This is a genomic window from Massilia terrae (assembly GCF_024753145.1).
In the GTDB taxonomy this organism is placed as follows: Bacteria; Pseudomonadota; Gammaproteobacteria; order Burkholderiales; family Burkholderiaceae_D; genus Telluria; species Telluria terrae.
Genome location: NZ_JANUGU010000003.1, coordinates 380,104 through 403,286, shown reverse-complemented (window position 1 = coordinate 403,286; position 23,183 = coordinate 380,104). Strand labels below are relative to the sequence as shown.

The 23,183-nt window shown below is 67.7% G+C and carries 18 protein-coding genes; 13 read left to right on the top strand and 5 right to left on the bottom strand.

Translation table 11 applies throughout. The annotated features are described in order from the left end of the window. Nucleotides 1–106: 106 nt before the first annotated feature. The 3 genes from icmF to NX778_RS12630 form a co-directional block, all read right to left on the bottom strand. Nucleotides 107–3,394, bottom strand: a complete 3,288-nt coding sequence (gene icmF / locus NX778_RS12640; protein WP_258812095.1) for a fused isobutyryl-CoA mutase/GTPase IcmF — start codon at nucleotides 3,392–3,394, stop codon at nucleotides 107–109. Between the two features lie 229 nt (nucleotides 3,395–3,623). Next, nucleotides 3,624–7,259 carry an indolepyruvate ferredoxin oxidoreductase family protein gene (locus NX778_RS12635; protein WP_258812094.1) on the bottom strand — a complete coding sequence of 1,212 codons (3,636 nt, stop codon included), beginning with the start codon at nucleotides 7,257–7,259 and terminating at the stop codon, nucleotides 3,624–3,626. Between the two features lie 485 nt (nucleotides 7,260–7,744). Further along, complete coding sequence (locus tag NX778_RS12630) at nucleotides 7,745–8,677, bottom strand: LysR family transcriptional regulator (protein WP_258812093.1); 933 nt, start codon at nucleotides 8,675–8,677, stop codon at nucleotides 7,745–7,747. A 98-nt stretch (nucleotides 8,678–8,775) separates the two neighbouring features. On the opposite strand from NX778_RS12630, the gene NX778_RS12625 reads away from it, so the two are divergent. Then, entirely contained in the window at nucleotides 8,776–9,987 is a 1,212-nt protein-coding gene (locus tag NX778_RS12625) for an HD-GYP domain-containing protein (protein WP_258812092.1), read from the top strand. Here NX778_RS12625 and NX778_RS12620 read toward each other — a convergent pair. Continuing rightward, nucleotides 9,984–11,012, bottom strand: a complete 1,029-nt coding sequence (locus NX778_RS12620) for a GGDEF domain-containing protein (RefSeq protein ID WP_258812091.1) — start codon at nucleotides 11,010–11,012, stop codon at nucleotides 9,984–9,986. The two genes, NX778_RS12625 and NX778_RS12620, sit on opposite strands and share 4 nt — an antisense overlap. Before the next feature lie 295 nt (nucleotides 11,013–11,307). On the opposite strand from NX778_RS12620, the gene NX778_RS12615 reads away from it, so the two are divergent. The 12 genes from NX778_RS12615 (at nucleotide 11,308) to NX778_RS12560 (ending at nucleotide 22,324) form a co-directional block, all read left to right on the top strand. Next, nucleotides 11,308–11,502 carry a Flp family type IVb pilin gene (locus NX778_RS12615; protein ID WP_258812090.1) on the top strand — a complete coding sequence of 65 codons (195 nt, stop codon included), beginning with the start codon at nucleotides 11,308–11,310 and terminating at the stop codon, nucleotides 11,500–11,502. 55 nt (nucleotides 11,503–11,557) lie between these two features. Beyond that, nucleotides 11,558–12,085 (top strand): A24 family peptidase, encoded by a 528-nt coding sequence (locus tag NX778_RS12610; RefSeq protein ID WP_258812089.1) that lies wholly within the window; start codon nucleotides 11,558–11,560, stop codon nucleotides 12,083–12,085. A gap of 98 nt (nucleotides 12,086–12,183) precedes the next feature. Next, nucleotides 12,184–13,548 carry an ATP-binding protein gene (locus NX778_RS12605; protein WP_258812088.1) on the top strand — a complete coding sequence of 455 codons (1,365 nt, stop codon included), beginning with the start codon at nucleotides 12,184–12,186 and terminating at the stop codon, nucleotides 13,546–13,548. After that, entirely contained in the window at nucleotides 13,545–14,396 is an 852-nt protein-coding gene (gene cpaB, locus NX778_RS12600; RefSeq protein WP_258812087.1) for a Flp pilus assembly protein CpaB, read from the top strand. The genes NX778_RS12605 and cpaB overlap by 4 nt, the downstream gene beginning before the upstream one ends. Before the next feature lie 46 nt (nucleotides 14,397–14,442). Beyond that, a complete protein-coding gene (locus NX778_RS12595; RefSeq protein ID WP_258812086.1) occupies nucleotides 14,443–15,957 on the top strand; it encodes a type II and III secretion system protein family protein in 1,515 nt (504 codons plus the stop codon). A gap of 23 nt (nucleotides 15,958–15,980) precedes the next feature. Then, nucleotides 15,981–16,235 carry a hypothetical protein gene (locus tag NX778_RS12590; protein ID WP_258812085.1) on the top strand — a complete coding sequence of 85 codons (255 nt, stop codon included), beginning with the start codon at nucleotides 15,981–15,983 and terminating at the stop codon, nucleotides 16,233–16,235. 46 nt (nucleotides 16,236–16,281) lie between these two features. After that, nucleotides 16,282–17,457 carry a CpaE/TadZ family protein gene (locus tag NX778_RS12585; RefSeq protein WP_258812084.1) on the top strand — a complete coding sequence of 392 codons (1,176 nt, stop codon included), beginning with the start codon at nucleotides 16,282–16,284 and terminating at the stop codon, nucleotides 17,455–17,457. A gap of 13 nt (nucleotides 17,458–17,470) precedes the next feature. After that, a complete protein-coding gene (locus NX778_RS12580; RefSeq protein WP_258812083.1) occupies nucleotides 17,471–18,811 on the top strand; it encodes a TadA family conjugal transfer-associated ATPase in 1,341 nt (446 codons plus the stop codon). A 15-nt stretch (nucleotides 18,812–18,826) separates the two neighbouring features. Beyond that, entirely contained in the window at nucleotides 18,827–19,801 is a 975-nt protein-coding gene (locus NX778_RS12575; RefSeq protein WP_258812082.1) for a type II secretion system F family protein, read from the top strand. Nucleotides 19,802–19,810: 9 nt separating this feature from the next. Further along, a complete protein-coding gene (locus tag NX778_RS12570; RefSeq protein WP_258812081.1) occupies nucleotides 19,811–20,755 on the top strand; it encodes a type II secretion system F family protein in 945 nt (314 codons plus the stop codon). 17 nt (nucleotides 20,756–20,772) lie between these two features. Then, on the top strand, nucleotides 20,773–21,909 hold the full coding sequence (locus tag NX778_RS12565; protein ID WP_258812080.1) for a LytR C-terminal domain-containing protein: 1,137 nt from the start codon (nucleotides 20,773–20,775) through the stop codon (nucleotides 21,907–21,909). 94 nt (nucleotides 21,910–22,003) lie between these two features. Then, a complete protein-coding gene (locus NX778_RS12560; RefSeq protein WP_258812079.1) occupies nucleotides 22,004–22,324 on the top strand; it encodes a BON domain-containing protein in 321 nt (106 codons plus the stop codon). A gap of 64 nt (nucleotides 22,325–22,388) precedes the next feature. On the opposite strand, the gene NX778_RS12555 is transcribed toward NX778_RS12560, so the two are convergent. Beyond that, entirely contained in the window at nucleotides 22,389–23,162 is a 774-nt protein-coding gene (locus NX778_RS12555; RefSeq protein ID WP_258812078.1) for a GIN domain-containing protein, read from the bottom strand. Nucleotides 23,163–23,183: the final 21 nt, after the last annotated feature.

Below are 23,183 nucleotides of genomic sequence, written 5' to 3'. Positions count from 1 at the left end.
ACGCACAACGAGGAGGTGGGAATTTTTTTCCGTTAAGCGCATCGGAGCGTGTCGACAATAAAAAAGCCGAAGCGAACTTCGGCTTTTTGGGCACAAATGCGCGGTGTTACATATTGCGCCGGTACTGCCCGCCCACCTCGAACAGCGCGGTGGTGACCTGGCCGAGCGAGCACACGCGCACCGCGTCCATCAGCTTCTCGAACACGTTGGCGTTGTCGATCGCGGCTTGCTGCAGGGCGGCCAGCGCGGCCGGTGCTTCGGCCGCGTGGCGCTGGTGGAAGGCTTCCAGGCGCGTGAGCTGCGACTGCTTCTCGTCGTCGGTCGAGCGGGCCAGCTCGATGGTCGCCGGCACTGCCGCACCATTCGGGTTGCGGAAGGTGTTCACGCCGATGATCGGCAGCGAGCCGTCGTGCTTCTTGTGCTCGTACAGCATCGACTCTTCCTGGATCTTGCCGCGCTGGTAGCCGGTCTCCATCGCGCCCAGCACGCCGCCGCGCTCGGCGATGCGCTCGAACTCCTGCAGCACCGCTTCTTCCACGAGGTCCGTGAGTTCTTCCATGATGAACGAGCCCTGGTTCGGGTTCTCGTTCTTGGCCAGGCCCCACTCGCGGTTGATGATCAGCTGGATCGCCAGCGCGCGCCGCACCGATTCGTCGGTCGGCGTGGTGATCGCCTCGTCGTAGGCGTTGGTATGCAGCGAGTTGCAGTTGTCGTAGATCGCGATCAGCGCCTGCAGCGTGGTGCGGATGTCGTTGAAGTCGATCTCCTGCGCGTGCAGCGAGCGGCCCGAGGTCTGGATGTGGTACTTGAGCTTCTGCGAGCGGTCGTTGGCGCCGTACTTGTCGCGCATCGCCACCGCCCAGATGCGGCGCGCCACGCGGCCCAGCACCGTGTACTCCGGGTCCATCCCGTTCGAGAAGAAGAACGACAGGTTCGGCGCGAAGTCGTCGATGTGCATGCCGCGCGCGAGGTAGGCTTCAACAAACGTGAAGCCGTTCGACAGCGTGAACGCGAGCTGCGAAATCGGGTTCGCGCCGGCTTCGGCGATGTGGTAGCCCGAGATCGACACCGAGTAGAAGTTGCGCACCTGGTGGTGCACGAAGTATTCCTGGATGTCGCCCATCACCTTGAGCGAGAACTCGGTCGAGAAGATGCAGGTGTTCTGGCCCTGGTCTTCCTTGAGGATGTCGGCCTGCACGGTGCCGCGCACATTGGCCAGCACCCAGGCGCGGATCTTGGCCGCTTCGTCGTCGGTCGGCTGGCGGCCGTTGTCGGCCACGAATTTGTCGACCTGCTGGTCGATCGCGGTGTTCATGAACATCGCCAGGATCGCCGGCGCCGGGCCGTTGATGGTCATCGAGACCGAGGTGTTCGGGCTGCACAGGTCGAAGCCGTCGTACAGCACCTTCATGTCGTCCAGCGTGGCGATCGACACGCCCGAGTTGCCGACCTTGCCGTAGATGTCGGGACGCAGCGCCGGGTCGGCGCCGTACAGCGTGACCGAGTCGAAGGCGGTCGACAGGCGCTTGGCGTCCATGCCTTGCGAGACCAGCTTGAAGCGGCGGTTGGTGCGGAAGGCGTCGCCCTCGCCGGCGAACATGCGGGTCGGGTCTTCGCCCTCGCGCTTGAAGGCGAACACGCCGGCGGTGAAGGGGAAGGAGCCGGGGACGTTTTCCAGCATCAGGAAGCGCAGCACTTCGCCGTGGTCTTCGTAGCGCGGCAGCGCGACCTTGCGGATCGGGTTGCCGGACAGGGTCTTCTGAACCAGCTTGGTGCGGATCTCCTTGTCGCGGATCTTGACCACGTATTCGTCGCCCGAGTAGGCGGCCTGCATGTCGGGCCACATCGCCAGCAGCTTTTTAGCGCCGCCTTCCATCGCGTTGTCGCGGAGGGCGATCAGGTCGTCGAAGTCGGCGCCCTTGTTGGCGGCGGCCAGCATGCGCTTGGCTTCCGTAAGCTGCTGGCGCTCGCGCGCGAGCTTGACCTGCTTGCCGACGTGCTTGTGGTAGCCGCGCAGCGTGTCGGCGATTTCGGCCAGGTAGCGCGAGCGGCTTGGGGGCACGATCACGTTCTTGGCGCTGGATTGCTTCTGCGCCGGCACAGGCAGTTTCGACGCTTCGACCTTCAGTCCGAGCGATGCCAGCTTGGGCAGCAGGCCGTGGTACAGGGCGGTCACGCCGTCGTCGTTGAAGCGCGACGCTTGCGTGCCATAGACCGGCATCTGGTCCGGGCTCTGGCTGAACAGTTCGCGGTTGCGCTGGTACTGCTTGGCGACGTCGCGCAGTGCGTCCTGCGCGCCCTTGCGGTCGAATTTGTTGATGGCGACGACGTCGGCGAAATCGAGCATGTCGATTTTTTCGAGCTGCGAGGCGGCGCCGAATTCCGGGGTCATCACGTACATCGACAGGTCCACGTGCGGCACGATGGCGGCATCGCCCTGGCCGATGCCGGAGGTCTCGACGATCACGAGGTCGAAGCCGGCCACCTTGCAGGCTGCGATCACGTCGGGCAGCGCCTGCGAGATCTCGGAGCCGGCCTCGCGCGTGGCGAGCGAGCGCATGAACACGCGCGCCTGGCCGTTCCACGGGTTGATCGCGTTCATGCGGATGCGGTCGCCGAGCAGGGCGCCGCCCGATTTGCGGCGCGACGGGTCGATCGAGATCACGGCGATGTTGAGGCGGTCGCCCTGGTCGAGGCGGATGCGGCGGATCAGTTCATCGGTGAGCGAGGATTTGCCGGCGCCGCCGGTGCCGGTGATGCCGAGGGTCGGCACGTGCAGCCCTTCGGCGGCATCGTGGATCTGCTTGACCAGCGCGGCGTCGGCCTTGCCGTTTTCGAGTGCGGTGACGAGCTGCGCGAGCGGGCGGTGGTGGCTGGCGACCTCGCCTTCGGTCAGCGGCGCCAGCGTGGCGGGCGCGTAGGAGGACAGGTCGACGTCGCAGGTTTGCAGCATCGAGCGGATCATGCCCACCAGGCCCATGCGCTGGCCGTCTTCCGGGCTAAAGATGCGGGTGACGCCGTAGGCATGCAGTTCCTCGATCTCGGACGGCACGATCACGCCGCCGCCGCCGCCGAACACCTTGATGTGGGCGCCGCCGCGCTGGCGCAGCAGGTCGATCATGTACTTGAAGTATTCGACGTGGCCGCCCTGGTAGCTGGAGACGGCGATGCCTTGTGCGTCTTCGGCGAGGGCGGCGGTGACGACTTCGTCGACCGAGCGGTTGTGGCCGAGGTGGATCACTTCCGCGCCGTTCGATTGCAGGATGCGGCGCATGATGTTGATCGAGGCGTCGTGGCCGTCGAACAGCGAGGCGGCGGTGACGAAGCGCACCTTGTTGGCCAGCTTGAACTGTTCCGGCAGGTCGAGCTTGGTGGCGGGAGTGAGGTCGTTCATGGTGTTCCTTTGGCGGAAGCGGTGTCTCGTTTGCTTATTATATGACGTTAACGTAAACGTCAACAGCGGGGTGTGGGTGCCTTAAGTGTTGCCAAAAACCTACGTCGCCCCGGCGGAGGCCGGGGCCCATGCTGGGCGTGCTCCGCCTGCGGCGTTGATCATTCTGCGGCCGGGCGAGCGGTCCATGGGTCCCGGCCTTCGCCGGGACGACGGTTCAAAAGCTAACTAATCAGGCTGCTTTTTGCTGGTGGGTGAGCGATTCAAGCAGCGTGGCTTTTTTGCTGCGGAAGGCGGCGACGGCGTGTTCCTTCACATGCCCGAAGCCGCGGATCTGTTCGGGCAGGCTGGCCAGTTCCACGGCGGTGGCGTGGTTCGATGCATCCAGCTGCGCCAGCAGGCCCTCGACCATCTCGCGGTATTCGCCGATCAGCGTGCGCTCCATCTTGCGCTCCGCGGTGTAGCCGAAGACGTCGAAGGCGCCGCCGCGCAGGCCTTTCAGCTTGGCCAGCAGCTTCATCGCGCTCCACATCCATGAGCCGAATTCCGCTTTCATCATGCGGCCCTTGGCGTCCTTCTTCGCGAACAGCGGCGGCGCCATGTTGAATTTGAGCGTGAACTCGCCTTCGAACTGGGTCTTGAGCTGTTCGACGAAGCGGCCGTCGGTGTACAGGCGCGCGACTTCGTATTCGTCCTTGTAGGCCATCAGCTTGAAGTAGTACTTGGCGACCGCGGTGGACAGCTTGTTGCCCAGGCCGCGCGCGCTTTCCGCTTCGCGCACGCGCGCCACCAGCTGCTGGTAGACGCCGGCGTATGCGCTGTCCTGGTAGCCGGTCAGGAATTCGACGCGCTTGGCGATCACCGAGTCCAGTGACTGCGGCATCTGCACCACGATGGCCTGGGCCGGCGCCACCACGCGCTCGACGCGCTTGAAGTCGACCGCGGCGCGGCGGCCCCACAGGAAGCTCTTCTTGTTGGCGGCAACCGCCACGCCATTCAGCTCGATCGCGCGCAGCAGGGCCGCTTCCGACAGCGGGATCAGGCCTTTCTGCCAGGCGTAGCCCATCATGAACAGGTTGGCGGCGATCGAATCGCCCATCAGCGCGGTGGCCAGCTTGGTGGCGTCGATGAAGTCGGCGGACCGATGCTCGGTGGCGCCGACGGCTTCGTTGATCAGCGCGCGCACCTGTTCGGCCGGGTACTCCCAGTCGGCCTGCTGGGCGAAGGTGCCGGGCGGCTGCTCGTGCAGGTTGACGATGGCGCTGGTGCGGCCCGGGCGCATTTTCGAGATCGCATCGTGTGCGCCGGCGGTCAGCATGTCGCAGCCGAGCACCAGGTCCGCTTCGCCGGTGGCGATGCGCTGCGCGCGCAAGCGGTCCGGGCTGGCGGCGATCTTCACGTGCGAGGTCACCGAGCCGTTCTTCTGGCTCATGCCGGTCATGTCGAGCACCGAGGCGCCCTTGCCTTCGAGGTGGGCGGCCATGCCCATCAGCGCGCCGACCGTGATCACGCCGGTGCCGCCGATGCCGTTGATGAGGATGTTGTACGGCGCGTCCACCGAAGGCAGCGCCGGCGCGGGCAGCTCGTCCCAGCCGTCGTCGCCCTTGCCGGCGCCGGCTTTGCTCTTCTTGAGCGTGCCGCCTTCGACCGTGACGAAGCTCGGGCAGAAGCCCTTCACGCAGGAGTAGTCCTTGTTGCAAGCCGACTGGTCGATGCTGCGCTTGCGGCCGAACTCCGTTTCCTTCGGCAGGATCGACACGCAGTTGGACTGGACGCCGCAGTCGCCGCAGCCTTCGCACACGGCTTCGTTGATCACCATGCGCTTGTCCGGATCCGGGAACTGGTTCTTCTTGCGGCGGCGGCGCTTCTCGGCGGCGCAGGTCTGGTCGTAAATCAGGACCGTGGTGCCGGGAATCTCGCGCAGCTCGCGCTGGACGTCGTCGATGTGCTTGCGGTCGTGGATCGTGACCAGCTCCGGCAGCAACGAGCGGTCGGCGTAGCGCGACAGGTCTTCGGTGACCAGCGCGATGCGCTTGACGCCTTCGGCCGCCATCTGCTGCGCGATGTGCGGCACCGAGGTGGTGCCGTCGACCGGCTGGCCGCCGGTCATCGCGACCGCGTCGTTGTACAGGATCTTGTACGTGATATTGACCTTGGCCGCGACGGCGGCGCGGACCGCGAGGTAGCCGGAGTGGAAGTAGGTGCCGTCGCCCAGGTTCTGGAACACGTGCGGCACCTTGGAGAACGCGGCCTGGCCGATCCACGGCGCGCCTTCGCCGCCCATGTGGGTGGTGAGCTTGTTCATCTCCGGGTAGATCGAGGTCGCCATCACGTGGCAGCCGATGCCGGCCAGCGCGAACGAGCCTTCGGGCACCTTGGTCGAGGTGTTGTGCGGGCAGCCGGAGCAGTAGAAGGCGGGGCGGAACGGCGTCTCGATCGCCTTTTGCAGCACGGCGTCCTTGGCGTCGAGGAAGGCCAGGCGCGCCTTGATCAGGGCTTGCGTGGATTCGTCGAGGTCCAGGCGCGCCAGGCGCTTGGCGATCACGCGCGCCACCTGCGACACCGAGAAATCGGCCTTCGGCGGCAGCAGCCATTCGCCGCGCGGGGCCACCCATTCGCCCTTGTCGTCGAACTTGCCGACCACGTGCGGACGCACGTCGTCGCGCCAGTTGTACAGCTGTTCCTTGAGCTGGTATTCGACCAGCTGGCGCTTCTCTTCCACCACCAGGATCTCGTCCAGGCCCTGGGCGAACTCGCGCACGCCGTCCGGTTCCAGCGGCCAGATCATCGCGACCTTGAACAGGCGCAGTCCGACTTGCGCGGCCATCGCCTCGTCGATGCCCAGGTCCTCCAGCGCTTCGAGCACGTCGAGGTAGGATTTGCCGGAAGCGATGATGCCCAGCTTGGCGTTCGGGCTGTCGATGGTGACGCGATTGAGCTTGTTCTCGCGGGCGTAGGCCAGCGCGGCGTAGATCTTATAGTCCTGCATCAGCGCTTCCTGGTTGCGCGCCTGCAGGCCGAGCGGAACGGAGGACAGCTGCGTATTCAGGCCGCCTTCGGGCATCGCGAAATCCTGCGGCAGCTTGACTTCGACGCGGAACGGGTCGGCGTCCACCGAGGCGCTCGATTCCACCGTGTCGGCCAGCGCCTTGAATGCGACCGCGCAGCCGGAGAAGCGCGACATGGCCCAGCCGTGCACGCCGAGGTCCAGGTATTCCTGCACATTGCAGGGGTAGAGCACCGGGATCATGCAGGCCGAAAAGATGTGGTCGGACTGGTGCGGCAGGGTCGAGGAGTAGGCGCCGTGGTCGTCGCCGGCCACCAGCAGCACGCCGCCGGTGGCGGCGGTGCCGGCGTGGTTCATGTGCTTGAAGACGTCGCCGCAGCGGTCCACGCCCGGGCCCTTGCCATACCACATGGCGAACACGCCGTCGTACCTGGTCTCGCCGATCAGGCCCACGGTCTGGGTGCCCCACACGGCGGTCGCGGCCAGGTCTTCGTTGACGCCGGGGACGAACTGGATGTGGTTCGCTTCCAGGTGGCCCTTGGCCTTCCACAGGTTTTCGTCGAGGCCGCCGAGCGGGGAGCCGCGGTAGCCGGAGATGAAGCCGGCCGTGTCCAGGCCGGCGGCGGCGTCGCGCTCGCGCTGGATCATCGGCAGGCGGACCAGCGCCTGGATACCCGAGAGGAAAATTTTGCCGGACCTGGCGGTGTATTTGTCGTCGAGGCTGACGTTTGCGAGGCTGACGTTGGCAAGGCTGACGTTGGCAAGGCTGACGTTGGCAAGGCTGACGTTGGCAAGGCTGGGGGCGGCGAGCGTGGGCTCGGCTTGCTGCGCACGGGGCAGCGCTGCCGTGGTATCGGGCATGGCGGTCTCCAAAATTCGTGATCTGGTGTGGTCCCGTCTGGAGCGTGCCGGGTGGGCGCGCGCCGGGGCGGGCAGGCGTCGCGGTGGGCGACTGGCGCGCGGCGGAAAGCCGCGTTCTGGCGCGAGTGTAGAAGTTTCGCGCGCCGGGCTGGAAATACCGATGAACGATGGGGGTATAAGAAAAAATGATGGTTCGCCCAGCCTGGCGGCATCGCCGCGCCTGGCCGTCGTGAGCCCGCAACGCCGCACGCGGAGGCGGCCCACCCGCCCGAGTCGCTGCACTCAATGTGTCTATTTCGGCCTATTCATTGGGTCTCATCCTGTCTCTTTTTGTCGAATTTTCCGACGTCGGAAAAAATAGAAGGAATGAGACAGGAATAGATGCGATGGGCGGGGCGGAAGAGACGAGATGAGTGCAGGAGCTTCGGCGGAACTGCACGGGTCAGGCCGGGGCCGCCCGGCCGCCGTTCCAGCCCGAGGCCAGCCTAGTGTGCGAGGCGGGCGCCGGGCCAGTTGCCGGCGGCGCACAGCTCCTCGGTCACTTCGCGCACCAGGCGCCCGATCGCGCCCGCCGCGTTGGTCAGCGGAATATTCTTCGACGCACATAGCGTGACCTTGCGTGCCACTTGCGGGCTGTGCACCGGCCAGGCCCGCAGGGTGCCCGCCTGCACGTCGGCCAGCAGCGGCGCCAGCGGCAGCAGGGTGGCGCCGATGTCGGCCAGCAGGGCCGAACGCAGGATCGCGATCGAATTGATCTCGATGATGTTTTCGAGCGACAGTCCGGCCGCGCGCGCGACCTGCTCGATCTGCGGCCGCACCCCCTGTTGCTGGGCGGGCAGGATCAGGTGGCTGGCAAGGGCGTCGCGCAGGCTCACCGCGGCGCCGGCCGGGGCCAGCGCCGAGCCGCTGCGGCAGATGAACATCAGGTCTTCCTCGACCAGCGGCGTGGCCGCGAACTGGCCCGGCTGGCCGTCGTCGAACAGCACCGCCAGGTTCAGGCGGCCGGACTTGAGCTGCTCGATCAGGTTGCCGGATATTTCTTCCGTCAGCTGCAGGGTGATTTCCGGATAGCGCGCCCGCGCCGCGGTCAGCAGCGGCAGGGCCAGCGCGCCCGAAATGCTGTGCGGCAGGCCCAGCGTGACGCTGCCGGACGGCCGCCCGGTCGATTGCGCCACCGCCGCGCGCGCGTCCGCCACCTGCTTCAGGATCGCCAGCGCGTGCTGGTAGAACAGGCGCCCGGCGTCGGTCGCGCTCACGCCCTGGGCCGAGCGGTGCAGCAGCTGGGCGCCCAGTTCTTCCTCCAGCTGGCGCAGCTGCTGGGTCAGCGCCGGCTGCGCGACGTGCAGCACCAGGGCCGCGCGCGACAGCGAGCCGTGGTCCATGATGGCGACGAAATAGCGGAGTTGACGTAATTCCACGTTGTCAAATGGTAACGACCATAGGTATATTTGTCTTGCAAACTGTTATACTCAATGGAACAGTTTTTGCACGAGATTAACACAGCCGGAGTAGGCGGATGCTCAAGAAGATCGATTCATCGCAGTTGCGGGTCGGCATGTTTATCCATGATCTCGATTGCAGCTGGATTGAACACCCGTTCGTGCGCAATCGCTTCATGGTGAGCTCGGAAGACGAGATCCGCAAGATCCTCGCCGCCCAGATCCGCTCGGTCGTCATCGATTGCAGCAAGGGCGTGGGCGTGGAAGACGCGCCGACCCTGGCCGAAGTGCGCGCCCAGACCGAGAACGAGTTGCTGGACCTGGCGGCCCAGCCGGCCCCGGCGCCGCTGCGCAGCTCGATGGCCGAGGAGCTGCAGCGCGCCGCCAACATCCGCCGCCAGGCCGCCGGGCTGGTGCGCGAAGTGATGCAGGATGCGCGGCTCGGCAAGGCGATCGAACTGGAGCGCGTGGCGCCGGTGGTGGAAAACATCACCGCCTCGATCCTGCGCAATCCCGGCGCCTTGCTCGGCCTGTTGCGAATCAAGGGCAAGGACGACTACACCTTCCTCCATTCGGTCAGCGTGTGCACGCTGCTGGTCGCGTTCTGCCGCTCGCGCAACCTGAACGACGAGACCACTTACCAGGCCGGGCTCGGCGGCCTGCTGCACGATACCGGCAAGGCCTTCGTCCCCGACCACATCCTGAACAAGCCGGGCTCCCTGGACGACGAGGAATTCGCCATCATCCGGCGCCATCCGCAGGACGGCTACGAGATCCTGCGCAAGACGCCGGGCATCGGCCCGATCCCGCTCGACATCACCCTGCACCACCATGAGCGGCGCGACGGCAGCGGCTATCCCGACCGGCTGGCGGGCGACGATATCAGCGAGCTGGCCCAGATGACGGCGATTGTCGACGTCTACGACGCCATCACCGCCGACCGGGTCTACCACAAGGGCCTGCCGGCGGCCGATGCGCTGCGCAAGATCTACGAGTGGAGCAAATTTCATTTCAGCCCGGTGCTGGCGCAGGAGTTCGTGCGCTGCGTCGGCATCTATCCGGTGGGCACGCTGGTGCTGCTGGAGTCGGGGCGGCTGGCGGTGGTGGTCGAGCCGCACGAGAGCAGCCTGCTGACGCCCAAGGTCAACGCCTTCTTCGACGCGAAGCGCCAGGCGTATATCCGGACCGAGACGGTGGACCTGGCGCGCGCCGACAAGATCGTGCGCCACGAGCTGCCGGACAAGTGGAAGGTCGATCCGATGCAATTCATGGCGGCCGCGGCGGCCTAGAAAAACTCCACCGTGTCGTTGGGGGCGATGGTCTGCAGCAGGCCGTCCGCCACCAGCTGGTCGTAGTGGCACACCTGGTTGCGGCCGTGCGACTTGGCGTAGTACAGCGCCTGGTCCGCATGGCCCAAGGTCACCACCGGCGATTCGCTGGCCGTGATGCGGGTGAAGCCGATGCTGACCGTCACCTTGCCCACCTGCGGGAAGACGTGGCGCTCGACCGCCGAGCGGAAGCGGTCGATGATGCGGCCCACGTCCTGTTCGGTGACGGCGCGCAGCAGCACCACGAATTCCTCGCCGCCGAAGCGGAACACACGGTCGTGCGCACGGAAGGAATTCTGCAGCATGTTGGCGATCAGGATCAGCACTTCGTCGCCGTACAGGTGGCCGAAGCGGTCGTTGACCAGCTTGAAGTGGTCGACGTCGACCACGGCCAGCCATTGTTCGTGCTCGGCGGTGAGCTGGCGGCGCTCCGGCTGGCCCGGCAGCGGCGGCTCCGGGTTGGCCTGCAGCATGCGCGCCAGCTGGTCGTCGAAGGTCTTGCGGTTGAGCAGGCCGGTGAGCGAGTCGCGCTCGCTGTAGTCGAGCAGGTTGTAGAAGTTGCGGTAGACCCCGACGATGCCGTCGATCATGTGCACCGCTTCCGGGTCGAACGGCGCGGTGCGCACGATCTCCACGCAGGAAGCGGCATGTTCGCCGATCCAGATCGGCACCCACATGGTGCTGCGGCCATCCTCGTCCTGGGTGGCGTTCGCGCTGTGTTCGGCCAGGCAGCGCGCCAGCGCCGGGTACTGGTCCAGCGGCTCGCCGCGCCCGGTGCCGAGCTGGTCTTCGACACGCGCCGGGTGGTCGCCGCGCACGCTGGCGCGCGAGCGCACCCAGTCCTGGCCGGCGCTGCGCGACAGGCCCAGCATGCGCGTCTGGGCCGCGCCCGCCATCTCTTGAACGGCGGAGATGGTCGACATGTCGAGCATCGCGTGGTCGCGATGTCCGGTCATGTGGACCATGTGTTTCAGCAACGAATCCATGCGCTTCCTGTCCCGTGATGCGTGCGTTGCGTGAATTGCAAGTCACGCAGCATAAAGCCTTTTGTCAAATCCAGCAATCCGTCAATACAGCTTGTTGCGCTTTCGGCGCGTCCATCAGCCTGCGATCTGAATTGCCGCATACCAATAAAGATGCTCGCCGGAAAGCTTGCGTGCTGTCAACTTCCTTCTGGAGATCGTCTCCTATAGTGGACGCACTGGACCGGAACTGACGGCAGGAAACAACGCTGCCAAGGCCCAGTCTGTTGTTCTCCTTAACCACCATATGGAGTTTCACATGAATAAGTTCTCTCACGCAGTCAAGGACTTCCTCGCTGATGAAGCGGGGGTCACCGCGATCGAGTACGGCCTGATCGCGGCCCTGATCGGGGTCGCGCTGACGGCCGGGGCCACCGCCCTCGGGGGCGGCCTGAACACCGCCTTCAGCACCATCGCCACCAAGGTGACCAACGCCGTCGCCGGGATGTCGTAAGCCGCTTGCCCTCCGCCCGCCCCCGGGTGGAGGGCTTTTCCCTTTGGAGAACGTCATGCCCGTCCAGATGATCCTCGACCTCGCGCTGCTGGCGCTGGTGACGCTGGCCGGCGCCCAGGACCTGCTCAGCCGCCGGATCCCGAACCGCCTGTTGTTGGTGGCCTGGGCCGTGGCGCTGCCGTTGCAGGCCGGCCTGGGCGGGGCGGGCCTGCTCGACGGGCTGATTGGCGCCGGCGTCGGCCTGCTGCTGTTCCTGCCGCTCTACCTGCTGCGCGGCATGGCCGCCGGCGACGTCAAGCTGCTGGCCACGGTCGGCGCCTTCGCCGGTCCGGCCGCCACCTTCCAGATCGCCGTGCTGGCCTGGTGCGTGGGCGGCGTGATGGCCCTCGCCATCATCGTCGGCCGCGGCCACGTGCGGGCCGCGCTGCGCAACCTGCGCGACCTCTTGCGGCCGATCTGGCTGCGGCTGGCCGGCCTGCCGGCGCTGCCGGCCACGCTGTCCCGCCCCGGCGTCGGCGACATGCCCTACGGCCTGGCGATCGCGCTGGCCACCGTGGCGGTGGTGTGGGCCCGTCACGCCTGAGCCGGGGTTTCTTGCTCAAGCTCAAAAGTAGCCTGTAGGCCACTGGCTAGAATCAACTGTGTCCGTCGGAAAGTTGAACCGTCGAAAGGGGACTCCCGATGATTGAAACCCTGCCGCCACCGGCCGAACTGCGGGTCCGTCCCGCCACGGACGAGTTGGCGATTGCCTCGATCCTGCCGCGCCAGCCCAAGGGCGTGCGCGACACCGGCCTGGAGCCGCGCCTGGTGACCGAGCTGGTGGTCAAGGCCCTGCACGCGTCCGGCAAGACGCCGCTGCCGGCCCTGTCGGGCAAGCTCAAGCTGCCGGTCAGCGTGCTGCGCGAAGTGCTCAATGCCCTGATGGCCGAGCAGCAGGTCGAGGTGGCCTGGTGCGGCGACTCGGACATCGACGTCCAGTACCAGCTCACCGCGATCGGCCAGAAGACCGCGCTCGACTTCCTGGCACAGTCGCGCTACCTCGGCCCGGCCCCGGTGCCGCTTGCGGTCTACAAGAGCGTGGTCGAGCGCCAGTCGCTGCGCCAGCGCGGCGCCGAGCGCGTCGGGCGCGCCGAGCTGGCCGCCGCCCTGGCCGACGACGGCCTCGACCCCGCCCTGCGCGACATGCTCGGCGCGGCCCTCCATTCGGCGCGCGCGCTGCTGCTGTACGGCCCGTCCGGCAGCGGCAAGACCACGCTGGCGCGCAAGCTCGGGCGATTGCTGCTGGGCGCGGTGGCGGTGCCCTACGCGGTGGTGGTCGAGCGCCAGATCATCCAGATCCACGACCCGCTGCTGCATGCCGCCCCGCCGCCGCTGCCGCGCCAGCAGGAGGAGCGCCGCAGCACCGACATGCGCTGGGCGATCTGCCAGCGTCCGCTGGTCCAGGTCGGCGCCGGCCTCTCGCGCGACATGCTCGACCTGCGCCACGATCCCGCCGCCGGCGTGCTGCGCGCGCCGCCGCAGCTGTTGGCCAACAACGGCATGCTGGTGGTGGACGACGTCGGCCGCCAGCGCCTGCCGGTGGCCGAGATGCTCAACCGCTGGATCGGCCCGCTCGACCAGGGCGTCGACCAGCTGGCCCTGCCCGGCGGCCACACCGAGAGCGTGCCCTTCGACGCCGCCGTGGTGTTCGCGACCAGCCTGCCGCCGGCCGAGGTGTTCGACGACGCCTTCCTGCGCCGCATCGGCTACAAGGTGCCGCTCGGCGCGCTGCCGGAAGCGGCCTACCGCGCGCTGCTGCGCCGCCACGGCCGCCTGCGCGGCATCGACTGCGACGAGGCGGCCATCGAACACCTGGTGGCGCGCCTGCATCGCGCCAGCGGGCGACCGCTGCTGGCCGGTTATCCGCATGAACTGCTCGGCCGCATCGCCGATTTCGCCAGCTTCGCCGGGACCGAACCGCGCCTGACCGTCGCCGCGCTCGACCAGGCCTGGCACAGCATGTTCGCCACCTGCCGCACCGTCGCCACCGAAGGGGATCAACGATGAAAAACAAACGTGCACTGGCCGTCATGGCGGTCGCCATCCTGTTCGGCCTGGCCGCGGTGGTGCTGGCCTCGCGCTGGCTGCTGCAACAGCCGGGCAGCGGCGGCGGCCGCATCGTCGTCGCGGCGTCCGACATCAACCTCGGCCAGCGTCTCGCGCCGGAGATGTTCAAGCTGGTCGACTGGCCGGTCGACAGCGTGCCCAAGGGCGCCTTCTTCGATCCGCAAAAGCTGTCCGGCCGGGTCCTCAAGAGCAGCGTGCTGGTCGGCGAGCCGGTCAGCGAAGCCAAGCTGGCGCCGAGCGGCACCCTGGGCGGCCTGTCGGCCCTGATCGCCGAAGGCAAGCGCGCCATCACGGTGCGTGTCAACGACGTGGTCGGCGTGGCTGGCTTCGCGCTGCCCGGCAACTACGTCGACATCATCGTCAGCATGCAGAAGGACGCCGCGTCCGCCGCCGTGGTCCAGCGCGAGCAGAACATCTCGAAGATCGTGCTCGAGCGGATCCTGGTGCTGGCCGTGGCCCAGGAAGTCAGCCGCGACGAGACCAAGCCGAAGGTGGTCAACGCGGTCACGCTGGAGGTCACCCCGGAGCAGGCCGAGAAGCTCGACCTGGCGCGCAGCGTCGGCACCCTGTCGCTGGTGCTGCGCAACCAGGTCGACCCCGATCCGGTGCGCACCAGCGGCGCGACCAAGCTGACCCTGTTGCCGGAAGAAGCGGTGAAACCGGCGCCGAAGCCGGTCCCCGTGGCGCCGCGGCCGGCCCCGCCGCAGGTGCAGAAAGTCGCGGTCCAGGCCAAGCGCGACTGCATCGGCGTGATCAACGGCCTGCAGCCCGCCCAAGAGTGCTTCTGACCACTCCAACCATTAGCGTCAAGGTGAACCCATGAACGGATGCCCCATGAATGCGCGTTGCCTGCTGGGCGGCCTGCTGCTGTCGGCGGCGCTGCCGGCGCTGGCGGCGGAACGCCCCGCGGTCCAGGCCGAAACGCCGGCCGCTGTCGAACGCGGCGAGGCCAGCGCCCGCTGCAGCGGCGAAGCCGCGCGCCCGGCCCAGCTGGCGCTGCAGGTCGGGCGCTCCACCATGCTGCGCCTGCCCGAAGCGGTCGGCAACCGCAGCATCGGCAACCCGGGCGTGGTCCAGGCGCTGCTGGTGGCGCCCGACACGCTCTACCTCGCCGGCGTCGACGTCGGCACCACCAATATGATCGTGCAGGGCAGGAGCGGCGCCTGCAGCGTGGTCGACATCGTGGTCGCGATGGACCCCGCGGCGCTGCAGGCCACCCTGGCCGCCGTCATGCCGGACGAGCGCAATATCAAGGTCCTGGCCGCCGCCGATTCGCTGGTGCTGACCGGGAGCGTGAGCGACGCCGCCGCCGTGGCCCGTGCGGTCGAACTGGCCACCGCCTATGTGCGCCGCCCGCTGCGCGCGCTGCCGGCCGCGCGCAAGGACGACCCGCCCGCCCTGCAGCAGGGGCAGCAGCAGGCCACCAATAACAATCCCGCGGCGCGCGTGGTCAACCTGTTGTCGGTGAGCGCGCCGCAGCAGGTGCAGCTGGAAGTGAAGATCGCCGAGGTCTCCAAGACCCTGCTCGAAAGCCTGGAGGCCGGCGCCAGCCTGCGCTTCGGCGGCAGCGGCTGGGCCGCCTCCGTGCTGTCCAATTTCCTGAGCGGGAACCTGGGCGGCGCCGTCAACGCCAGCCATTCCAACGGCAAGCAGCAGTTCACGGCCGCGGCCCAGAAGACCGACGGCGTGGTGCGCGTGCTGGCCGAGCCGAGCGTGATGGCGATCAGCGGCCAGGAAGCCAGCTTCCTCGCCGGCGGCAAGTTCTACATTCCGGTCGCGCAGGACAACAACCGCGTCTCGCTCGAGGAGAAGGAATTCGGCGTCGGCGTGCGCTTCACCCCCACCGTGCTGGCCGGCGGCCGCATCAACCTGCGCGTCGCGCCGGAAGTGTCCGAGCTGTCGCGCGACGGCGTCGGCTTCACCGCGGGGAGCACCGGCGCCACTGCGGTCCTGCCGGTGGTCACCACCCGCAAGGCCAGCACCACGGTCCAGCTCTACGACGGCCAGAGCTTCGCCATCGGTGGCCTGATCAAGAACAACCTGACCACCAACCTGAAGGGCTTGCCGGTGCTGGGCGAGGTGCCGATCCTGGGCGCGCTGTTCCGCAGCTCCGAATACCAGGCCGACCGCACCGAGCTGGTGTTCGTGATCACCGCCCACCTGGTCAAGCCGCAGCCCTCGACCAGCTACGCCCTGCCGACCGACAAGGTGGGCGCGCCAGCGGTCGGCGCGGTGCTGCTCGGCGGCCGTCTCGAAGGGCCGGCGCCGGCCGTCACCAATGCGGCCGCGTCCACGCCCGCCGTCACCGCCCAGGTCGCGCAGAGCGCCGGCGGCTTCGAACTCAAATAAGGGAGGCAGCGATGGCAACCAGAATGACCGCAACCGCGTGTGTGCTGCTGGCGCTGGCCGGATGCAGCTCCAGCCCGCGCATCGACGACCATTTCGGCGAGGCGGTACGCGCCAACCTGTCGGCGCAGGTCGCCAATCCGGCGGCCTCGAACAACGCCAACCCGGCGCTCGGGATCGACGGCCACGCCGCGCGCGCCGCCCAGGAGCGCTACCAGAAATCGTTCGCCCAGCCGGAAGCCGAGACCAAGCCGGCGCTGATCCTCGGCAGCGGCCAGTAGCCCGCCGCCGCTTCGCTTCCCGTGACCACGCCGCCGAGGAACGCCGATGAAAGCTTTACTGATCAGCCGCGACAGCCAGCTTTACGCGGAAATCGCATCGCAGGGCGCGGCCCGCGTGCCGCCGCTGAACATGGCGGCCGGCCGCGCCAGCTTGCGCGATGCGCTTGAGCGGCCGGTGGCCGACCAGCCGGAACTGCTGATCGTCGACGCCAGCGAGACCGACGACGCCGATGCCGACCTGCTCGAACGCCTGGCGCGCCACTACGCCGGCGCCCACATCATGCTGCTGACCCGCCACCAGCAGCCCGAGCTCCTGATCCGCGCCATGCGCGTCGGCGTGCGCGAGGTGCTGCCGCTGCCGCTGGTGCACCGCGCCTTCCACGAGGCGATGGACCGGATCGCGGCCACCGCCGGCGTCGGCGCCAACCATGACGGCAAGGTGCTGGCCTTCATCGCCTGCAAGGGCGGCAGCGGCGCCACCTTCATCTCCACCAATTTCGGCTACGCGCTGGCCACCCTGGCCGACAAGAAGGTGCTGCTGGTCGACCTGCACGGCCAGTTCGGCGACGCCACGCTGTACGTGTCGGACCAGAAGCCGGCCATGACGCTGTCCGACGTGTGCAGCCAGATTGCCCGCATCGACGGCCCCTTCCTGCATTCCTGCCTGGTGCACGTGGCGCCCGGCTTCGGCGTGCTGGCCGCGGCCGACGATCCGGCCCAGGCCAAGGAGGCCAAGCCGGAGCACATCGACACCATCCTGCGCGTCGCCCGCCAGCACTACGACTACATTCTGCTCGACGTCGGCCGCCAGATCGACTCGGTGTCGCTGCGCGCGCTCGACAACACCGATTTCATCTACCCGGTGCTGCAGCTGGCGCTGCCCGACATCCGCGACGCCCGCCGCCTGCTCGACATCTTCCGCTCGCTCGGCTACCCGGTCGACAGCATCCGCCTGATCGTCAACCGCTACGAGAAGGGTGGCAAGCTGCGCCTGCAGGACCTGAACTCCGCGCTCGGCGCCGAAGTGGTGCACACCGTCCCCAACGACTACGTGGCGGTCACCGATTCGGTCAACCAGGGCGTGCCGGTGCTGCAGCTCACCCGCAGCAGCACCGCCGCGCGCAGCCTGGCCGAGCTGGTCGAGCTCGTGACCGCCCGCCGCGTCCCCGAGAACAAGGGCCTGTTCGACCGCCTGTTCGGGCGTAGCGAAAGCGAATACTGAAGACGGAGCCGCCATGTCACTACGCGAACGCCTGACCGGAACCGACGACGACCGTCCGCTCGGCGCCATGCCCGAGGCCGCGCACCAGGCCTACCAGGAGCTGAAGAAGACGATGCACCAGATGATCCTCGACCGGATCGACCTGGAGCGCCTGAAGCGCCTCACCACCGAGCAGTTCAAGCACGAGCTGGCGCTGCTCATCCAGCGCATCATCGAGGAAGAGCGCATCGTCCTCAACCAGCACGAGCGCCACAACCTGGTGCTCGACATCCAGCACGAGATGCTCGGCTTCGGCCCGCTGGAACCGCTGCTGAACGACCCGACCGTGTCCGACATCCTGGTCAACACCAGCAACAAGGTCTACGTCGAGCGCAAGGGCCGGCTGGAGCTGACCGACATCGCCTTCCACGACAACGCGCACCTGATGAAGATCATCGAGAAGATCGTCTCGCGCGTCGGCCGCCGCGTGGACGAGAGCAGCCCGATGGTCGACGCGCGCCTGCCGGACGGCTCGCGCGTGAACGCGATCATTCCGCCGCTGGCGGTCGACGGTCCGCTGCTGTCGATCCGCCGCTTCGGCGCGACCCCGCTGTCGGTGCAGAACCTGCTCGAGTACAAAAGCATGACGCCGCCGATGATCAAGGTGCTGCAGTCGCTCGGCGTTGCCAAGATCAACATCCTGATCTCGGGCGGCACCGGCAGCGGCAAGACCACCTTGCTCAACCTGCTGTCCGGCTTCATTCCCGGGAACGAGCGCATCGTCACGATCGAGGACGCGGCCGAGCTGCAGCTGCGCCAGCCGCACGTGGTGCGCCTGGAGACGCGCCCGCCGAACATCGAAGGCAAGGGCGAGGTGACGCAGCGCCAGCTGGTGCGCAACGCCCTGCGCATGCGCCCCGACCGCATCATCCTGGGCGAGGTGCGCGGCGCCGAGGCGCTCGACATGCTGCAGGCGATGAACACCGGCCACGAGGGCTCGCTCGCCACCATCCACTCCAACACCCCGCGCGACGCGCTGTCGCGGCTGGAGAACATGGTCAGCATGGCCGGCGTCACGCTGACCCCGCGCGCGATCCGCCAGCAGATCTGTTCCGCGGTGACCGTGGTGCTGCAGGTGTCGCGCCTGACCGACGGCTGCCGCAAGCTGGTCAGCATGCAGGAGCTGACCGGCATGGAAGGCGAGATCATCACCATGCAGGAGATCTTCCATTACGAGCAGACCGGGGTCGACGCCGACGGCAAGGTGCAGGGCCGTTTCAGCGCCACCGGTGTGCGGCCGCGCTTTGCCGACCGGCTCAAGATGTATGGCGTGCCGGCGCCGGACGACTCGTTCGACCCGGACCTGGTTTTCTAGACTGCGCGGGGCATCATGGACGCACTTTTCTACGGTTTTACGGTCTTCCTGTTCGCCGCGGTGATCCTCGGGATCGAGGCCGTCTACTTGTGGTGGATGGGCACCCACGGCAAGGCCGCGCAGCGCATCTCGCGGCGCCTGCAGATCATGTCCGGCGGCGTCGGACGCTCCGAGCGCATCTCCATTCTCAAGCAGCGCCGCTTCAGCGCCAACGAGGCGGCCGACCGCCTGCTGCACCAATGGCCGCTCGCGCACCGCGTCGACCGGCTGCTGGTGCAGTCCGGGTCGCGCTACGCGGTCGAACACTTCCTGCTCGCCAGCGGCTTCTGCTTCCTGCTCGGGCTCGGGCTGTCGGCGCGCTGGCCGCTGCCGCTGCCGGTGCGTCTCGCGTTCGCGCTGCTGTTCGGCGCCGCCCCGGTCATGCTGGCGCGCCGCGCGCGCGCCCGCCGCCTGGTCCGCATCGAGGAGCAGCTGCCCGAGGCCGCCGACTTCATCGCCCGCGCGCTGCGCGCCGGCCACTCCTTCACCAACGTGCTGCAGATCGTCGGCACCGAGCTGTCCGAGCCGCTGTCGGGCGAATTCCGCATCGCGCGCGAGGAGATCAACTACGGCGTGCCGATGAGCGAGGCGCTGCACAACATGGCCAACCGCATCCCCCTGACCGACCTGCGCTACCTGATCATCGCGGTGCTGATCCAGCGCGAGTCGGGCGGCAACCTGGCCGAAATCCTCGGCAATATCAGCCTGATCATCCGCGGCCGCCTGAAGCTGGCCGGCCAGGTGCGGGTGCTGTCGGCGGAAGGCCGGATGTCGGCCTGGATCCTGGGCGCGCTGCCGTTCGTGGTGGCGCTGATGATGACCATCCTGAACCCCAAGTACATCAGCCTCCTGTGGACCGACCCGGTCGGCACGAAGCTGCTGTGGGTAGCCAGCGGCATGATCGTGTTCGGCGTGCTCTGGCTGCGCAAGATCATCCACATCCGAGTCTGAGGAGGCGCGATGCACATCGGCGAACTGGCATTCCTGGTGATCGTCTTTGCCGTCGTCTGCGCGCTGGCGTGGCTCGGCATGATGCTGTTCGCGCCGGCGGCGCTGCGCGCGCGGCTCGGCAAGTTCCTGGCGCCGGATGAGGAAACCGCCCTGCAGAAGCACGGCTGGCTGGAGCGCATCGCCAAGGCGGTGCGGCCGCTGACCAAGCTGTCGATCCCGGAAGAGGGCTGGGAAAAATCCGCGCTGCGGATGAAGTTCATGAATGCCGGCTGGCGCAACCCGGCCGCGCCGACACTGTACTTCGCGTCCAAGACCGTGCTGGCGCTGCTGGCGCCCGCGCTGTCCGGCTTCGTGCTGGCGCTGACCGGCGCCGGGCTGGCGGGCAGCCGGCTGCTGCTGGTGCTGCTGCTGGCCGCCACCTTCGGCTACTACCTGCCGAACGTGATCCTGGCCCGCATCGCCGAGCGCCGCCGGCGCGAGATCTTCGAGAACGTGCCCGATGCGCTCGACCTGCTGACCGTCTGCGTGGAAGCCGGCCTGTCGCTGGAGCGCGCATTGGTCAAGGTGGCCAGCGAAATCCACATCAAGAGCGTGACGCTGGCGCAGGAGCTGCAACTGGTGCTGATGGAGACCCGCGCCGGCTTCTCGCGCGAGAAGGCGCTGCGCAATTTCGCGCTGCGCACCGGGGTGGACGATGTCGATACCCTGGTCGCGATGCTGATCCAGTCGGAGCGCTTCGGCACCAGCATCGGCGATTCGCTGCGCGTCCATTCCGAAAACCTGCGCAACAAGCGCCGCATGCTGGCCGAGGAGACCGCGGCCAAGATCGGCCTGAAGCTGCTGTTCCCGCTCATCTTCTGCATCTTCCCGACCCTGCTGATGGTGCTGATGGGTCCCGCCGCGATCCAGATCGTGCGCACGCTCGGTCCGGCCCTCGACAACCTTGTGAACTGACCCGTACGGAGCCTGCGATGCGAATCCCGTTCGAACGCCTGTCGATCCTGTGCGCCGGGCCGCTGCTCGTTGCCTGCGCCAGCCTGTCCGGCCGCTTCGCGCTGCCCGACCAGCCGCCGGCCGCGCGCAGCGCCGACGACGCCTACCAGATCGGCCGCAACTATCACCTGGCGCACCAGTACGACCGCGCGCTGCACGCCTACCGCGATGCGTTGGCGGCCGACCCGGCCCACGTCAACGCGCGCAACGGCATGGCGACGCTGTACGCGGAACGGCGCGCTTTCGAGCAGGCGATCCCGATCTGGCGCGAGCTCACCACCGGGCTCACCATGGCCTCAGGCCCGTCCAGCGCCTACCTGTTCACCAACCTGGGCTATGCCTACTTCCTCAACGGGCAGTACGGCGACGCCGTCACCGCGCTCGAAAAAGCCTGCCTGCTCGACCCGCTCAGCTACAGCGCCTGGTTCCATCTCGGCGAAAGCCTGCAGAAGCTGGGACAGGTCGAGCGCGCACAGGATATGTTCCGCCAGGCCGCGGCGCTGCAGTCGCACGACGCGCGGGCCGATTTCACCGCGGTCGGCGGCAGCGCCGTGCCGGCAGTGGATGCGGCGGTGAAGGAGGCACCGCGTCCGGGCGACGAATGGGCGGCGACCGACATCGTCACGCGCGCGGACGGCTTGCTGGAGCTGCGCCGCACGCCGGCGCCGCTGGCCCGCGTCCAGCACGTGCCGGCGCCGGAGACCGATGGGCAGGCCATTCCGGTGGCGCCGCCGCCGCGGCCCGCGCCGCTGCCGCCACTGGCTACGCTGTCTGCCGCGCTGCTCGAAATCCGCAATGGCAATGGCGTCACCGGCATGGCGAAGTCGCTGTCGCAAAAGATGGGCGACCCGGGCCTGAAGGTGGTCCGGCTGACCAACGAGAAGGGCTACGGCGTGCGCCAGACGCGCGTGGAATATGCGGCCGGCTACCGTCCCGTGGCCGAGCGTCTGGCGGCACGGTTTGGAGACGCCACCGTGGTCGAGGTCGGTAACTTCGAGCGCGCCAAGCTGCGGCTGGTGATCGGGCGCGACATCGCGCGCCCCGACTTTGCCTTGCGGCCGCTGCCGGCTGGCGAAGCGGCGCCCATGCTGGCCGACGCGCATGGCGGTGGTTGAATCTTGCCTAAGCGAACTGTCGCGCACACGCAAATACGCCAAGGCATCGATGCCGAAAAAGCGCTAGATTAGGGGTCTTTTCGGGAGCGATGCCATGAAAACACAGCACTTCACTACTGCCTGCGCCGCCCTGCTGATCGCGGCGCTGACCGCCTGCGCGCCGACCAAGACGCGCGAAGGGACCGGCGAATACATCGACGACAGCGTGATTACCGCCAAGGTCAAGGCCGTCTTCGCCGACGACCCGCAAGTGAAGGCCACGCAGGTCAAGGTCGAAACCTTCAAGGGCACGGTCCAGCTTTCCGGCTTCGTCGATTCACGCGCGGAAGAGGAGCGCGCCGTCCAGCTCGCGCGCGACGTGAAGGGCGTCAAGTCGGTCAAGGACGACATGGTCCTGCGCAAGACCGTGCCCTGAAGCCAGCGCCGTCGTCCCGGCGGCGGCCGGGACCCATGCTGAGCTTGCTGTAAGCCGGCTTTGATTACTTCCAGCTAACCTTCCCCATCCCGCTGGTCGCCGCGTTGCGCGTCGCCGGATTGCCATACACCGACGCCGAGCCCAGCCCGGACAGGTTCAGGTTGGCGGCGCTGCGGGCGAACACGTTCGCGCTGCCCATCCCGCTCATCCGCAACTCGACCGAATCGGCGCGCAGGTTGGTGGCGTCCAGGCTGCCCACGCCGCTCAGGGTGCCGTGCAGCACTTTGGTTTCCCCGGTGATGGTCATGCGTCCGGCGCCACGCAAGGACAGGTCGACACGGTCGGCGGTGCCGCCGTTGTTCAGGGTCACGCCGCCGACGCCGCCCAGCGCCGCATCGACCACGCGGTAACGGCTGTTCATCGTCAGCGAGCCGGCGCCATCCATCGAGACCCGCACCTTGTCGCCGGAAAAGCCGGTGACCGTGCTGTTGCCCACGCCGCTGGCCGAGAATTCCTGCAGGTTCGGCACCGTCAGGTCGGCGACCAGCTTGTCGCTGTCGCTGTGCCAGCTGAAGTGGGATTCGCTTTCGTTGCCGATGTCCAGCGTGTCGCCGTGCTGGGTCGTGGTGGTGCGTGCAACGAGGCTCTTGCCGCCCGAAATGACCAACGACGGCGTCGCGCCCTGGTGCACGTTCAGCGTCACCACCCCGCCCAGCCGGATGCGGGTGACCTTGGCGTCGACCGGACGGTTTTCGCGCACCTGGTCTTCCGCGAAGGCGGCATGGGTGGCGAGCGCGAGGGTGGTGGCGGCGAGGGTGGTGGTCAGCAATTTGTTCATGTCGGTCTCCGTCGGTTTTTC